This window comes from Neptuniibacter sp. 1_MG-2023, assembly GCF_030547185.1.
In the GTDB taxonomy this organism is placed as follows: domain Bacteria; phylum Pseudomonadota; class Gammaproteobacteria; order Pseudomonadales; family Balneatricaceae; genus Neptuniibacter.
The window spans coordinates 1-15,148 of the sequence record NZ_JAUOQR010000015.1; the positions used below are offsets into that span (position 1 = coordinate 1).

Below are 15,148 nucleotides of genomic sequence, written 5' to 3' on the forward strand. Positions count from 1 at the left end.
TACGTAGCCGGGGTTTTTTGCGTCTGGGGCTTGGGGTTCAGGCCTTTGGACGTACCGCTACCTTTTAGCGGTTGCGTGTGTTTGCTGTTGCTGCTTATACTCAATTGTATATTGTCGGTTTTGAGGTTGTCAGTTTGAGTCGCCGTTTTTTGCTTTTATCTCTTTGTGTTTTTTTATTGTTGCCTTTATCCGCTCTAAGGGCGAGTGAGTGCTCTGTGTTAACTGCCGCAGGTAATGTGGAGTATTCCCCTTATTTATGGCGCCAAGGCGGAGATAACGGAGAAGTTATTGGGGCTAACCGACTGGTAATTGATGAAATAGCTAGACGCTTAGATATTACTATTCAGTTATTAGATGTTGGATCTTGGGCGCGTGCGCAGGAGATGCTGAAGCGAGGGAAGGTAGACTTGATGGCGGGTATTTTTTATACAGAGCCGCGTACTATGTATATGAATTATATTTCCCCAGCTTTTTTTAAGACAGCCAGTGTGGTTTGGCGTAAATCGAATACGCAAGCCTCCTATAATTCCCGAGATGATTTAATCGATTTGCATGGTGTGACTGTCATCAATAATAGTTTTGGGCAGGGTTTTGATGAATATGCGAAAGAAAAGCTGAATCTAACTTATGTTCCCTCTTTAGGGCAGGCCTTTTTAATGCTTGATCGAGGTCGAGCTGATTATGTGCTGTATGAGAAAAATCCAGGTTTAGCTTACGCAGAGTTGCTCGGTTATAAAGGGCACTTTGATGTTCTAGAGCCGCCAATTAGTGCTGAAGGTCTTCATTTGGCAATATCTAAAAAATCAAAATGTAATACGGCCGTCTTGAGAAAGCGCTTGGCGCTAGTGATCGCCGATATGCAAACTGAGGGTTTTATGGATCAGGCGCTATCTAAAGGCTTTGAAAACTGGCGCCTCTTTTTGGATTAATGCTGTTCTAAGCGACTCTTAAAAAACAATTTTGTTTAATTATGCCCTTTTCGCAATTGCGGAATAGACAGAAAGCGCCTTTATAGCATAAAATACAGCCGGTTTGCCTATAGCAAACCTTTTGTACAAGTTTCTTAACAAGGAAGCGAGGCTGAATTTCGGTTTGCCTCGCTTTTTTGCACGTATCGTTTCTGATTTTGTTGTTGCACATTTTGCGAGGAGGTTCAATTGGCGAGACCAGCCATTCTTGCTCTTGAAGACGGAAGTATATTCAAGGGCGTAGCCATTGGCGCAGACGGGCAGTCTAGCGGCGAGGTTGTATTTAATACCTCTATGACGGGTTATCAGGAAATTCTGACAGACCCTTCTTATTGTCGTCAGATAGTAACCCTTACTTATCCTCACATAGGTAACACTGGTACCAATACTGAGGATGAAGAGTCGTCTCGTACTTGGGCTGCGGGTTTAGTTATCCGCGATCTCCCTTTGGTTGCGAGTAACTTTCGTAACGAAAAAAACCTAGATGATTATCTGAAAGATAACAATATTGTAGGTATTGCAGACATTGATACACGTCGCTTAACTCGAATACTTCGTGAGAAAGGTTCGTTAAGTGGCTGTATTATGGCCGGTGATATTGATGAGGCTAAGGCGCTTTCTGATGCTAAGTCTTTTCCTGGCTTAAAGGGGATGGATCTTGCTCAGGTTGTTACTACTGAAACAGCTTATGAGTGGAACTCGTCAACTTGGAAACTAGGTTCAGGTCATGCTGATCTTGATCCAAAGTCTCAGCCTTTCCATGTTGTTGCTTATGATTACGGTGTCAAACGCAATATTTTGCGTATGTTGGTTGAGCGCGGTTGCCGTTTAACTGTAGTGCCAGCAAAAACTCCAGCTGCTGATGTCTTAGCTATGAATCCTGATGGTGTGTTTTTGTCTAATGGTCCAGGCGATCCAGAACCATGTGACTACGCTATTGCTGCAATTTCCGAGATCTGTAAAACAGATGTACCTGTTTTTGGGATCTGTTTAGGTCATCAGCTTTTAGCGTTGGCATCAGGTGCTAAAACGGTGAAAATGAAATTTGGTCATCACGGTGCTAACCATCCAGTTCAAGATTTAGATGGTAAGCAGGTAATGATCACGTCTCAGAATCATGGTTTTGCGGTTGATGAGGATGCGCTTCCGGCGACGTTACGTGCAACGCATAAGTCATTATTTGATGGCTCTTTGCAAGGTATTGAGCGTACTGACCGTGCGGCGTTTAGTTTTCAGGGGCACCCTGAGGCGAGTCCGGGTCCGCATGATGTCGCGCCTCTGTTTGATCGCTTCATTGCTGATATGAAAGCAGCTAAAGCGTAAGTCATCTATAACCTAGAAATTAGGTTGTTTGAAACGATACAGGGAGGGTGTGAATTGTCCGCCTTCCTCAGCTTCTAACTGATACGACTGGTTTAATACCGATGCCAAAACGTACTGATATAAAAAGTATTTTGATTCTTGGTGCAGGTCCGATTGTAATTGGGCAAGCATGTGAATTTGATTATTCTGGCGCGCAAGCGTGTAAAGCTCTGCGTGAAGAGGGTTATCGAGTTATTCTTGTTAACTCTAACCCCGCTACTATTATGACTGACCCTGCGATGGCTGATTCTACTTATATCGAGCCTATCAATTGGAAAACAGTTGAAAAAATTATAGCGAAAGAACGCCCTGAAGCATTATTGCCTACAATGGGTGGGCAGACCGCTTTGAACTGTGCGCTTGATCTTGAGCGTGAAGGGGTTCTGGAAAAATATGGCGTTGAGATGATCGGTGCTAATGCTGATACTATCGATAAAGCTGAAGACCGCAACCGCTTTGATAAAGCGATGAAAGCTATAGGCCTTGAGTGTCCTCGTGCAGCTATTGCTCATAGTATGGAAGAAGCGCTTCAGGTTCAGGCTCAGCTTGGTTTTCCATGTATTATCCGACCTTCTTTTACTATGGGAGGTACCGGTGGAGGTATCGCTTATAACAAAGAAGAGTTTATCGAGATCTGTGAGCGTGGCTTAGATCTATCTCCAACAACAGAGTTATTGATTGACGAGTCTCTGATTGGTTGGAAAGAGTATGAGATGGAAGTTGTTCGTGATAAAAACGACAACTGCATTATTGTTTGTGCGATTGAAAACTTCGATGCAATGGGTGTACATACAGGCGACTCTATCACTGTTGCGCCAGCACAAACATTGACGGATAAAGAATATCAGATCATGCGTAACGCTTCTTTGGCGGTATTGCGTGAGATTGGTGTTGAGACGGGTGGTTCTAACGTTCAGTTTGGCGTAAACCCAGTTGATGGCCGTATGGTCGTTATCGAGATGAACCCGCGTGTATCTCGTTCATCAGCTTTAGCCTCTAAAGCAACCGGTTTCCCGATTGCGAAAGTGGCTGCGAAGCTCGCTATTGGTTACACGCTGGATGAACTACAGAATGATATTACCGGCGGTCGTACACCTGCATCTTTCGAGCCTTCGATTGATTATGTTGTTACTAAGATACCGCGTTTTACCTTTGAGAAATTCCCACAAGCTAATGATCGTCTAACGACTCAAATGAAGTCGGTAGGTGAAGTTATGGCGATAGGCCGTACACAGCAAGAATCACTGCAGAAAGCATTGCGTGGTTTAGAGGTTGGTGCGACTGGTTTTGACTCTATTATTGATATTGAGAGCGATGATGCTCGCGCCACCATTGTGCGTGAGATGAAAGAGCCGGGTGCTGAGCGTATCTGGTATCTAGGCGATGCTTTCCGTTTAGGGATGACGGTCGAAGAGCTGTATGAAATTAGCGGTATTGATCCGTGGTTCCTTGTTCAAGTCGAAGATATTATCAAAGACGAGTTACGTGTATCTGAAATCGCGATGACTGATCTAGATAAAGATGCCGTCTTCAAGCTGAAGCGTAAAGGTTTCTCTGATGAGCGTTTGGCTAAGCTGCTTGGCGTATCAGAAAAACAGTTCCGTAAGCACCGTCATAATCTAGATGTTCGTCCTGTTTATAAACGTGTAGATACTTGTGCCGCTGAGTTTGCATCTGATACTGCCTATATGTATTCCACCTACGAAGAAGAGTGTGAAGCTAATCCGACAGATCGTGAGAAAATCATGGTTATCGGTGGCGGTCCTAACCGTATAGGTCAAGGTATCGAATTTGATTACTGCTGTGTTCATGCTGCGCTTGCTGCGCGTGACGATGGCTTTGAAACAATTATGGTTAATTGTAACCCTGAGACTGTTTCAACAGATTATGATACATCTGATCGCTTATTCTTTGAGCCGATCACGCTTGAAGATGTTTTGGAAATTGTACACGTTGAGAAACCTAAAGGAGTCATTGTTCAGTATGGTGGTCAAACGCCGCTGAAGCTTGCAGTTGCTCTTGAGCAAGCGGGCGTGCCGGTTATTGGTACCTCACCTGAAGCGATTGATCGTGCAGAAGACCGTGAGCAGTTCCAGCAGATGCTTAAGCGTTTAGGTCTTAAGCAGCCTGAGAACGCGACAGTTCGCTCTTTGGAAGAAGCGATTATTGAAGCGGGTAAACTAGGTTATCCTCTGGTTGTTCGTCCATCTTATGTTTTGGGTGGTCGTGCAATGGAAATAGTGTACAAAGAGGAAGAACTGCGCCGTTATATGACAACTGCGGTTCAGGTTTCTAATGACGCGCCTGTACTATTGGATCATTTCCTTAATGCGGCTATCGAAATTGATATTGATGCCGTATGTGATGGTGAAACTGTAGTTATCGGTGCAATCATGCAGCATATCGAGCAGGCGGGGGTTCACTCAGGTGACTCTGCATGTTCTTTCCCTCCATACAGTCTCCCGGCTGATGTGCAGGATGATATGCGGGAAATGATTCGTAAAATGGCGCTAGAGCTTGGCGTCGTTGGCTTGATGAATGCGCAGTTAGCTTATCAAGATGGTGAAATTTATGTGATTGAGGTTAACCCTCGTGCATCACGTACTGTGCCATTTGTATCTAAATGTATTGGTGTATCTTTAGCTAAAATTGGCGCTCAAGTGATGACTGGTAAGTCTCTGAAAGAGCTTGGTTTTACTGAAGAAATTGTGCCTAAGCTATTTAATGTCAAGGAAGCTGTTTTCCCATTTAATAAGTTCCAAGGCGTTGACCCAATCTTATCACCAGAGATGAAATCTACGGGTGAAGTGATGGGCGTAGGTGCGACCTTTGGTGAGGCCTTTATGAAGGCTCAGATCGGTGCCGGTGAGACTATGCCGCAAGCGGGTCAGGCATTTATCTCTGTACGTGAAGTCGATAAAGAAGCATCTATGCAGGTTGCCAAAGACCTTGTTGAGCTGGGCTTTTCGCTTGTAGCTACACGGGGTACTGCCGCATTAATGGAAAAACATGGTTTAGAGGCGAAAATTGTCAATAAAGTCATGGAAGGTCGTCCCAATATAGTGGATATGATCAAAAATGACGAAATTGCTTATATTATCAATACGACAGAAGGCCGTAAGGCAATTGAAGACTCTGCTGATATTCGTCGTAGTGCACTCCAGCATAAAGTTCCTTATACAACGACCTTGGCGGGTGCTGAAGCGATTACCATGGCGTTGCAATATGGCGAAGAGAAAGAAGTTCGTCGTATTCAAGACATAGGAGCCTAAGATGATTAGAGTACCGATGACTGCTGCTGGCGAGAAAGCGCTTCGTGCTGAGCTTGAGCAGCTAAAAACAGTTGATCGTCCACGTGTTATTGCTGATATTGCAGAGGCGCGGGAACACGGAGATCTAAAAGAAAATGCTGAATACCACGCCGCCCGTGAACAACAAGGCTTTATTGAGGGGCGTATTCAGGATTTAGAATCTAAGCTGTCAAACTGCCAAGTGATCGATGTTTCAGCGATCCCTGCAACAGGTAAAGTTATTTTTGGTACTACAGTGACAATCATTAATCTCGATACTGAAGAGTCTAAGACTTATCAGATTGTTGGAGATGATGAGGCTGATATCAAAGCGGGTAAAATATCGGTTAATTCCCCGATAGCACGCGGTTTAGTTGGCAAAGAAGAGGGTGATGTCGTTAATATTCAGACGCCGGGTGGTGCGACTGAATTTGAAATTGACGAAGTTGCTCACATCTAAAGCGATAAATAAAAAGGGGTGCCAACTGGCACCCCTTTTTTGTATATAGATAATTCTTAACGAAGAAGATTGGATAGTTTAGGATTAGGTTCTAACGCTTTTCTGTAGATGAGCGCTATATGTCCAATTTCTTGTATGAGTTCTGCTTCAACGATTGAGCATAGTTCGCGTATAATGAGTTTCTTTGTATCTCGATCACCAACAGCAAACTTTACTTTGATTAATTCGTGATCTTCTAGAGCGCGATCGACCTCAAGTTGAACTGCTTCAGTTAAGCCTTTACCTGCTACAGTAACAACAGGGTTTAGTTTGTGACCAAGAGTGCGATAATGCTTCTTTTGCTCAGGATTCAAGCTCATATTAAAATACGCTGCCTTAAAGTGTTTTGATGAGCTTAGAGCTCAGAAAAGATAATATAACAATTTTACAACAGTTGTTCGCAGCTTAGTAGCGTACAACGCTTAAATCAGAGAGCAAGTGGTTAGTGGCGAAATCAGCAAGCAGTGAGCGTTGGCTAAAAGAACATTTTGATGATCACTATGTGAAACAAGCAAAAGAGCATGGTTATCGCTCCCGTGCGAGTTTCAAGCTTATTGAGCTTGATACAAAAGATAAATTATTCAAACCCGGCATGACTGTTGTGGACTTAGGTGCGGCCCCAGGTGGCTGGTCTCAAGTGGCGGCAGAGCGTGTTGGTGATCGGGGGCGAGTGGTTGCGTCTGATATATTGCCTATGGATGGAATGTCGGGAGTTGAGTTCGTGCAGGGTGATTTTACAGAGGAAGCTGTTTTGCAACAGATACTTTCTGCCTTAGGAGATGAACCGGCAGACCTTGTAATTTCAGATATGGCCCCCAATATGAGTGGTATGTCAGCAGTTGATCAGCCTGCGGCTATGTATTTGGTGGAGTTAGCCTTAGATATGGCGCGTGAGGTACTTAAGCCCGGCGGAAATTTTGTCGCTAAAGTATTTCAAGGCGAAGGTTTTGATCAGTATTTGCAAGATATGCGTACAAGTTTTAATAAAGTGGTCACCCGTAAGCCTGATTCTTCTCGTGCTCGATCACGAGAAGTGTATTTATTAGGTAAAGGTTTTAAAGGGTAGGCCGTGTTTTAGTGGTCAAGTGTGGCCGCATAGTATAGTGTTTAGCGTCTCCAAGTAGAGCGCCAAGCTTAATCAGCAAATTGAGGGTATTCCATTGAATGATATGGCGAAAAATCTGGTTTTGTGGCTAGTGATCGCAGCGGTATTGCTGACAGTATTTAATAACTTTAATGAAAGTGCGGAATCTAAACGTCTTAGCTATTCTGAATTTGTTTCAGAAGTGAAAGCCGGAAGTGTAGAAAAAGTCATTATTGACGGTTATACAATCCAAGGGCACCGTAGTAATGGTGAGACATTTGAGACAACGCGACCAGCGTTGCAGGATCCTAAACTTGTTGATGACCTGTTTGCGAATGATGTAGTTATTGAGGGTAAACAACCAGAACAGCAGAGCATTTGGACTCAGCTGTTAGTTGCTTCCTTCCCTATATTAGTCATTATCGCTGTATTTATGTTCTTTATGCGTCAGATGCAAGGGGGTGGCGGTAAAGGCGGCCCTATGTCGTTTGGTAAATCCAAAGCGCGCATGATGGGTGAAGATCAGATTCAGACTACATTTGATGACGTGGCCGGTGTTGAAGAAGCGAAAGAAGATGTCCGTGAGTTAGTTGATTTTCTTCGTGATCCAGGTAAATTTCAGCGTCTTGGCGGTCATATTCCCCGTGGTGTACTTATGTCGGGTAGCCCCGGTACAGGTAAAACCCTATTGGCGAAAGCGATAGCGGGCGAAGCAAAAGTACCTTTCTTTACCATCTCAGGTTCTGATTTTGTTGAGATGTTTGTAGGTGTAGGTGCATCCCGTGTTCGTGATATGTTTGAGCAAGCGAAAAAGAACGCACCTTGTATTATCTTTATAGATGAGATCGATGCTGTTGGTCGTCACCGTGGTGTAGGCATGGGCGGCGGTAATGATGAGCGAGAGCAAACCTTAAACCAGTTGTTGGTTGAAATGGATGGCTTTGAAGGTAATGAAGGCATTATTGTTATCGCGGCAACTAACCGACCTGATGTGTTGGATCCAGCATTATTACGTCCAGGACGTTTTGATAGGCAGGTACATGTTGGTCTTCCAGATATTCGTGGTAGAGAGAAAATCCTTAAAGTGCATATGCGGAAAGTGCCTTTAGGAGATGACGTAAAACCTGAGCTGATTGCTCGTGGTACGCCTGGTTTCTCTGGTGCTGATTTGGCAAATTTGGTCAATGAAGCCGCTCTTTTTGCCGCACGAGGCGGTAAACGTACCGTTAGAATGGAACAGTTTGAAAAAGCAAAAGACAAAATCATGATGGGCGCCGAGCGTAAATCGATGGTGATGTCTGAGAAGGAACGCTTGAATACAGCGTACCATGAAGCGGGGCACGCGATTGTTGGTCGTTTAATGCCTGAACATGATCCTGTATACAAAGTGTCCATTATTCCTCGTGGTCGTGCTTTAGGTGTGACTATGTTTTTGCCTTTAGAAGATCGCTATAGTCATAGCCGTCAGTCGATTATGTCCAACATCTGTTCGTTATATGGTGGTCGAATCGCTGAGGAGATGACTTTAGGTAAAGATGGTGTGACTACAGGTGCTTCTAACGATATACAGAGAGCGACTTCTTTTGCTCGGAGTATGGTTGCGAAGTGGGGTTTGACCGATGAGATGGGGCCTCTGCTATATGATGAGGAAGAGTCTGATCCGTTTAACCGTGGCTATGGTCAAGGCGCTAAACCGCTTGCTGAGGAAACTCAACGTAAAATCGATATGGAAACCCGTAAGATTATCGATGAATGTTACAGGCGTGCTGAGAAGATCCTCGTAGATAATCGCGATATTCTTGAGTCTATGTGTGCTGCACTTATGAAGTATGAAACTATTGATAGTAGTCAGATAGATGAGTTGATGGAGCGTAAGCCTGTTTCTCCGCCTGAAGGTTGGGTTGAGGGTGATGACAGTGAAGGTGATACGCCTGCTGCATCGGCAGATGAGTCGACTAAACCATCCGCCGATGAAGTAGATATGAATGAAGGTGATGAGGGCGTTGATCCAGATGTGCCTGATTCTTCAGATAAAAATATCCACTAATTATCAGGTGGATTGAAAGATAAAAGGCTAGCTTTGTAACGAAGCTGGCCTTTTTTAATATGTTAAATAATCAGAATAAGGCAGATACTATGCGTGAATTTCAGTTTGGCACGCGTACCTTAGATTTATCATACACGCATGTGATGGGTATTCTTAATGTCACGCCTGATTCGTTTTCCGATGGCGGAGTGTTGCATAACGGCGGTTCAGTTCAGTTAGATAAAATTCTAATTCAAGCTGAAAAAATGATCGGTGATGGCGCAACCATTTTGGATATTGGTGGTGAGTCAACGAGGCCTGGTGCTGTACCTGTATCGCTTCAGGAGGAAAAAGAGCGAGTGTTGCCAGTCATCGAGAAGATAGCCCAAGAGTTTGATGTGGTTATCTCTATCGATACCAGCGCTCCTGAACTCATAACAGAGGCGGCCAAGTTAGGCGCAGGACTGATTAACGATGTTCGTGCTTTAGGGCGAGAGGGAGCCTTAGAAGCGGCCTCTCGCACAGACTTACCTGTTTGCCTGATGCATATGTTGGGAAGTCCTGCGACTATGCAGGATCGTCCAGAGTATGCTGATGTTTTGGATGATGTCAGCGATTTCTTTGCCGAGCGTGTTTTGGCTTGTGAAGCTTCAGGTATAGCTAAAGAGCGCCTTATTCTTGATCCAGGTTTTGGTTTTGGTAAAACCGTGGAGCATAATCTAAGGCTGATGAATAATATATCTCAATTGCATGCATTTGGGTTGCCTTTGTTGATCGGTACTTCTCGTAAATCGATGCTGGGTGCGGTGTTAAATCGAGAAGTTGACCAGCGTTTGGCCGGTGGTTTAGCTACTGTTGTTATGTCGGTGATGCAAGGCGCCGCCATTGTTCGAGTGCATGATGTTAAAGAAACTGCGGATGCAGTAAAAATGACCCGCGCCGTTATGGCTGAAGCGGTTATTAAATAGAGGGAAGAAGATGACAAAGCGCTATTTTGGGACTGACGGTATTCGCGGTAGGGTTGGGCAGTTTCCAGTGACGCCAGACTTTGTTCTGAAGTTGGGTTGGGCGGCAGGTAAGGTCTTTGCTCGAGAGGGTTATAGTAAAATTTTGATCGGCAAAGATACGCGTATTTCCGGTTATATGTTTGAATCTGCTTTAGAGGCAGGTTTGTCTGCGGCGGGTGTGGATGTGCTGTTAACAGGCCCAATGCCTACACCGGCCGTCGCTTACTTAGCAAGAACCTTTCGTGCGGATGCGGGGATTGTGATTAGTGCGTCTCATAATCCTTTTTATGATAACGGCATTAAATTCTTCTCATCTGAAGGGACAAAGCTACCCGATGATGTTGAGCAAGCGATAGAAGCGCAAATGGATATAGCGATGACGACAGTGGATTCGTCTGAGCTGGGTAAAGCGAAAAGGATTGTTGATGCCGCTGGACGCTATATTGAATTTTGTAAAGCTACAGCGGGAGGCATCTCGCTAAAAGGATTAAAAATTATTTTAGACTGCGCAAATGGCGCAACTTACCATGTGGCTCCTTCTGTATTTACTGAATTAGGTGCAAAGGTTATTGAGATCGCATCCTCTCCAGATGGTTTGAATATAAATGAAAACTGTGGTGCTACAGAAACTGAACGTTTACGTACCGTTGTGTTGGCTGAAAAAGCGGATTTAGGTATAGCGTTGGATGGCGATGGTGATCGCGTCATCATGGTGGATCAGGATGGGCAGGAGGTTGATGGCGATGAGCTGTTATTTATTATCGCTGCCCAGATGCGCCGCGAAGGTGTATTCACCGGTGGCGTTGTCGGAACATTGATGAGTAATTTTGGACTCGAGCAGGCGTTCGCGCGTGAGAATATTCCATTTATCAGAGCAAGTGTAGGCGATCGTTATGTCATGGAGCAGTTGTACCTGAATGACTGGATTTTAGGTGGAGAAAGCTCCGGACATATTGTTTGTCGTCACCTGACAACGACTGGAGATGGAACTGTTGCTGCGTTACAAGTACTAAAAGCTATTGTTGAAACCGGTAAAACTTTGGCCGAGCTGCGTCATGGTATGACTAAAATGCCGCAAGTGATGATTAACGTGCGAGTGGCTCAAAAAGTTAATATTAATGAGATTGACAGTATTCAGCAGGCTGTTGTCAATGCAGAGAAAAAACTCGGCGAGCGGGGACGCATTTTGTTGCGCCCTTCGGGTACAGAGCCTTTGGTTCGAGTCATGGTTGAAGGGGAAGATGCGGATGAAGTGGCTAATCTCTGTCAACAGCTCGCGACCGATGTTGAAAAAGCCTTGATGGAGCTTGAAACTTAAGTGTAAGCCAGTTAATATTTGCGCCTCTTGAAATAGGGGGTATTAATGCGCAGAGCTTTAGTTGCCGGAAACTGGAAGATGAATGGCCGAACTGACTTCATTAATAAATTAATGAATGAGTTAGTTTCTGGTATTCAAACTTCAGCCGTTGATGTGCTAGTGTGTCCGCCTGCGATATACCTATCCCAAGTGAAGTCGCTGTCAGGTTCGTTCATTGCTGTGGGTGCACAGAATGTGAGCGAAAACCCAGACGGGGCTTTTACGGGCGAAATTTCACTGCCGATGTTGAGTGACTTAGGATGTGAGTATGTGATCCTAGGACATTCGGAACGTCGCAGTCTGTATGCAGAAACTGATTTAGTGGTTGCTGATAAGTTTATCGCAACAGTGGCTGCAGGGTTAAAGCCTATTCTTTGTGTAGGTGAAACTCTTGAAGAACGAGAGCAAGGTAAGACACTTGATGTTGTTGGACGTCAGTTAAAGGCAGTAATTGATGCTGCTGGAATTGATAAGTTTGCGGATGCTGTTATTGCCTATGAGCCTGTATGGGCAATAGGTACAGGTAAAACCGCGACATCTGAACAAGCGCAAGATGTACATGCTGCAATTCGCGCAATGATCGCAGAGTATGATGCAAAAACTGCATCAGCTACCCGTATCTTATACGGTGGTAGTGTCAATGCGGGAAATGCTGCAGAGTTGTTCGCGAACGATGACGTTGATGGAGGGCTAGTAGGTGGAGCCTCTCTTAAAGCAAATGATTTTATTGCCATCTGCCATGCGGCAGGTGCATAAATAGACGGTTAAACAATGGAAACAGTAGTTCTGATTATTCATGTGTTGTTAGCAGCGGCTGTAATTGGTCTGATTTTGCTGCAACAGGGCAAAGGCGCTGAAGCAGGTGCCTCTTTCGGTGCAGGCGCTTCCCAGACTGTTTTCGGTAGTACGGGTAGTGGTAACTTTCTGTCTCGTATGACGGGTATTGTTGCTGCAGGCATTTTTGTAACAAGCTTTATCTTAGCTATCTATGCTAAAGAGAAAGCAGAATCTATTGGTGACGCGGGAATCCCAGCAGCTACGGTTGTTGAGAGTCAAGCCCCTGTGCTACCTGCTGAGCCTCAGCTTCCTGCTTTGGAAGAGGAAGGAAAGGTTGTAGCGCCTGTTGAGTCAGATATTCCAAAAGCTGACTAATGGGTCGTAAAGGTTTGATGCCCAAGTGGTGGAATTGGTAGACACGCTACCTTGAGGGGGTAGTGGCCGTCAGGCCGTGCCGGTTCAAGTCCGGCCTTGGGCACCATTAATCTTGATTAAGGTCGCTGGTACATATACAATTTGCACCAGTTTTGATGCGGGGTGGAGCAGCTTGGTAGCTCGTCGGGCTCATAACCCGAAGGTCGTTGGTTCAAATCCAGCCCCCGCTACCAACCTTATTTAGCGTAAGGCCCCTTTTTAGGGGCTTTTTCGTCAGTGAATTACAGTATAAGAATATCTATACTGTAGGTCGGGAATGGGTCATTAGACCCATTTTTTGTTTGTGAAATTTGTAAATGCTTTAGTTAACTTATTGAAATATAAGAAATAAGCGTTTAAGTGTTAGTACGGGTGGGTTGTTCGTGTCAGCGAAAATGAAACTGTTACAAGAGTTAATTGAACCGTCAGTAATTGCGTTGGGGGTTGAGCTCTGGGGTATTGAGTTTCTCTCACAGGGAAAACACAGCACTTTAAGGGTGTACATTGATTCTGAAAATGGCATTAGCGTAGATGACTGCGCAAAGGTAAGTCATCAGATCAGTGGAATTATGGATGTTGAAGATCCGATAGCAGGAAATTATACCTTAGAGGTATCGTCGCCTGGTGTGGATCGTCCGTTATTTACTTTAGAACAGTTTGCGGCCTATGCCGGTTCTCATATCCAGCTGCGTTTGCGCATAGCATATGAAGGGCGTCGTAAGTTCAAAGGTATTTTAAATGGTATTGAAGGCGACGACATACTTGTCGTTGTTGATGATGAAGAATATATGCTGCCGATTGAGTATATCGATCGGGCAAACATTATCCCTCAGTTCTAAATATAGAATTGGGGTCTTGGGTGAGGCAGAGGCATGAATAAAGAGATTCTGTTGGTAGCAGAAGCAGTTTCTAACGAAAAAGAAGTTCCGAAAGAAGTTATTTTCGAAGCTATCGAAGTTGCATTGGCAACGGCGACAAAAAAACGTTATGACGAAGAAGCTGATATTCGCGTAGTAATTGATCGCGCAACAGGCGATTACGAAACATTCCGTCGTTGGTTAGTTGTAACCAACGAGGTTGTACCTGCACTAGGTACAGAGTTAACAATGCAGGAAGCTGAAGAGATTGATACAGCGCTGCAGCCAGGTGATATCCACGAAGAGCAGGTTGAATCTGTTAAGTTTGGTCGTATTGCGGCACAAACGGCTAAACAAGTTATCGTACAGAAAGTGCGTGAAGCTGAAAGAGCAAAAGTGGTTGAACTCTATCGTGATCGCCAAGGTGAGTTGATCTCGGGCAGTGTCAAAAAAGTTACACGCGATAATATTATAGTGGACTTAGGTAACAACGCTGAAGCGTTGCTACCACGTGACCAGTTGATTCAGCGTGAAACATTCCGCATGGGTGATCGTGTTCGTGCTGTTTTACTTGAAGTTCGCTCTGAAGGTCGCGGGCCTCAGTTAATTATGAGCCGTGCGTGCAACGAGATGTTGATTGAGTTGTTTCGTATTGAAGTGCCTGAAATTTCGGAAGAGGTTATCGAGATTCGAGCTGCTTCCCGTGATTTAGGTTCCCGTGCGAAAATTGCTGTAAAAACAAATGATGGCCGTATCGATCCGGTTGGTGCTTGTGTTGGTATGCGAGGTTCTCGTGTGCAAGCTGTATCAAATGAATTGAACGGTGAGCGTGTTGATATTGTGTTGTGGGATGATAATCCTGCACAGTTAGTGATTAACGCAATGGCGCCTGCTGAAGTTGCATCGATTGTCCTAGATGAAGAAACTCATTCTATGGATGTTGCTGTTGCAAGTGAAAATCTTGCTATGGCTATTGGTCGTAACGGACAAAATGTACGTTTGGCATCTGAGCTAACTGGCTGGGAACTTAACGTCATGACTGAAGAGGATGCACAGAATAAGCATCAATCTGAAGTTGGTTCTGTCATTGGTCAGTTTGTTGATCATCTTGATGTGGACGAAGACGTTGCAGAAGTATTAGTTGGCGAAGGCTTCACTACACTGGAAGAGGTTGCTTATGTTCCAGTTGATGAGATGCTTGAAATTGATGGATTCGATGAAGATATCGTCAATGAGCTGCGCAAACGTGCTAAAGACGCACTGCTTAACTTGGCAATAGCCAATGAAGAGCAACTGGATAAAGCAGAACCCGCTGCAGATCTTCTTGAGATGGAGGGAATGGATAAGCATTTAGCTTTCATTCTTGCTGCTCAAGGCATCATTACGATGGAAGATTTGGCGGAACAATCTATTGATGATTTGATAGATATCGAAGACCTGGACGAAGAACGAGCCGCATCGTTAATCATGACTGCTCGTGCTCCATGGTTTGCAGAAGAAGAGTAAG

At 44.7% G+C, this 15,148-nt stretch carries 13 protein-coding genes and 2 tRNA genes; 14 read left to right on the forward strand and 1 reads right to left on the reverse strand.

Annotated features, from left to right (window positions below):
• Nucleotides 1-134 precede the first annotated feature (134 nt).
• From Q4492_RS14070 to greA, 4 genes are all read left to right on the forward strand, one after another.
• On the forward strand, nt 135-929 hold the full coding sequence (locus tag Q4492_RS14070; RefSeq protein ID WP_303419192.1) for an ABC transporter substrate-binding protein: 795 nt from the start codon (nt 135-137) through the stop codon (nt 927-929).
• 228 nt (nt 930-1,157) lie between these two features.
• Complete coding sequence (gene carA / locus Q4492_RS14075; protein ID WP_303419194.1) at nt 1,158-2,291, forward strand: glutamine-hydrolyzing carbamoyl-phosphate synthase small subunit; 1,134 nt, start codon at nt 1,158-1,160, stop codon at nt 2,289-2,291.
• Nucleotides 2,292-2,392: 101 nt separating this feature from the next.
• Entirely contained in the window at nt 2,393-5,602 is a 3,210-nt protein-coding gene (gene carB / locus Q4492_RS14080; protein WP_303419197.1) for a carbamoyl-phosphate synthase large subunit, read from the forward strand.
• Between the two features lies 1 nt (nt 5,603).
• On the forward strand, nt 5,604-6,080 hold the full coding sequence (greA, locus tag Q4492_RS14085; RefSeq protein WP_303419200.1) for a transcription elongation factor GreA: 477 nt from the start codon (nt 5,604-5,606) through the stop codon (nt 6,078-6,080).
• Nucleotides 6,081-6,136: 56 nt separating this feature from the next.
• Here greA and Q4492_RS14090 read toward each other — a convergent pair whose 3' ends face one another.
• Nucleotides 6,137-6,439, reverse strand: a complete 303-nt coding sequence (locus Q4492_RS14090) for a YhbY family RNA-binding protein (protein WP_067868174.1) — start codon at nt 6,437-6,439, stop codon at nt 6,137-6,139.
• A 125-nt stretch (nt 6,440-6,564) separates the two neighbouring features.
• Here Q4492_RS14090 and rlmE point away from each other — a divergent pair, with 125 nt between their 5' ends.
• The 10 genes from rlmE to nusA all read left to right on the forward strand — a co-directional run bounded on the left by rlmE (nt 6,565) and on the right by nusA (nt 15,147).
• Nucleotides 6,565-7,185, forward strand: a complete 621-nt coding sequence (rlmE, locus tag Q4492_RS14095) for a 23S rRNA (uridine(2552)-2'-O)-methyltransferase RlmE (RefSeq protein ID WP_303419204.1) — start codon at nt 6,565-6,567, stop codon at nt 7,183-7,185.
• Nucleotides 7,186-7,288: 103 nt separating this feature from the next.
• On the forward strand, nt 7,289-9,250 hold the full coding sequence (ftsH, locus tag Q4492_RS14100; protein WP_303419206.1) for an ATP-dependent zinc metalloprotease FtsH: 1,962 nt from the start codon (nt 7,289-7,291) through the stop codon (nt 9,248-9,250).
• Between the two features lie 89 nt (nt 9,251-9,339).
• Entirely contained in the window at nt 9,340-10,197 is an 858-nt protein-coding gene (gene folP / locus Q4492_RS14105) for a dihydropteroate synthase (protein ID WP_303419208.1), read from the forward strand.
• A 10-nt stretch (nt 10,198-10,207) separates the two neighbouring features.
• Nucleotides 10,208-11,554, forward strand: coding sequence for a phosphoglucosamine mutase (gene glmM, locus Q4492_RS14110; RefSeq protein ID WP_303419211.1), 1,347 nt, complete (start codon nt 10,208-10,210; stop codon nt 11,552-11,554).
• Between the two features lie 45 nt (nt 11,555-11,599).
• Nucleotides 11,600-12,349: a triose-phosphate isomerase gene (gene tpiA, locus Q4492_RS14115; protein ID WP_303419214.1), complete on the forward strand. Its 750-nt coding sequence runs from the start codon at nt 11,600-11,602 to the stop codon at nt 12,347-12,349.
• Between the two features lie 15 nt (nt 12,350-12,364).
• Nucleotides 12,365-12,745, forward strand: coding sequence for a preprotein translocase subunit SecG (gene secG / locus Q4492_RS14120; RefSeq protein ID WP_303419217.1), 381 nt, complete (start codon nt 12,365-12,367; stop codon nt 12,743-12,745).
• 19 nt (nt 12,746-12,764) lie between these two features.
• Nucleotides 12,765-12,851, forward strand: a tRNA-Leu gene (locus tag Q4492_RS14125).
• Between the two features lie 50 nt (nt 12,852-12,901).
• A tRNA-Met gene (locus Q4492_RS14130) sits at nt 12,902-12,978 on the forward strand.
• A gap of 189 nt (nt 12,979-13,167) precedes the next feature.
• Nucleotides 13,168-13,623 (forward strand): ribosome maturation factor RimP, encoded by a 456-nt coding sequence (rimP, locus tag Q4492_RS14135; protein WP_067868160.1) that lies wholly within the window; start codon nt 13,168-13,170, stop codon nt 13,621-13,623.
• 33 nt (nt 13,624-13,656) lie between these two features.
• Nucleotides 13,657-15,147: a transcription termination factor NusA gene (nusA, locus tag Q4492_RS14140; RefSeq protein ID WP_303419222.1), complete on the forward strand. Its 1,491-nt coding sequence runs from the start codon at nt 13,657-13,659 to the stop codon at nt 15,145-15,147.
• The last annotated feature ends 1 nt before the right edge of the window (nt 15,148 follow it).

Coding starts and splice junctions, on each gene's coding strand:
- carB (WP_303419197.1), top strand. CDS start 2,393: ATGCCAAAACGTACTGATATAAAAAGTATTTTGATTCTTGGTGCAGGT.
- greA (WP_303419200.1), top strand. CDS start 5,604: ATGATTAGAGTACCGATGACTGCTGCTGGCGAGAAAGCGCTTCGTGCT.
- Q4492_RS14090 (WP_067868174.1), bottom strand. CDS start 6,439: ATGAGCTTGAATCCTGAGCAAAAGAAGCATTATCGCACTCTTGGTCAC.
- ftsH (WP_303419206.1), top strand. CDS start 7,289: ATGGCGAAAAATCTGGTTTTGTGGCTAGTGATCGCAGCGGTATTGCTG.
- folP (WP_303419208.1), top strand. CDS start 9,340: ATGCGTGAATTTCAGTTTGGCACGCGTACCTTAGATTTATCATACACG.
- glmM (WP_303419211.1), top strand. CDS start 10,208: ATGACAAAGCGCTATTTTGGGACTGACGGTATTCGCGGTAGGGTTGGG.
- tpiA (WP_303419214.1), top strand. CDS start 11,600: ATGCGCAGAGCTTTAGTTGCCGGAAACTGGAAGATGAATGGCCGAACT.
- secG (WP_303419217.1), top strand. CDS start 12,365: ATGGAAACAGTAGTTCTGATTATTCATGTGTTGTTAGCAGCGGCTGTA.
- nusA (WP_303419222.1), top strand. CDS start 13,657: ATGAATAAAGAGATTCTGTTGGTAGCAGAAGCAGTTTCTAACGAAAAA.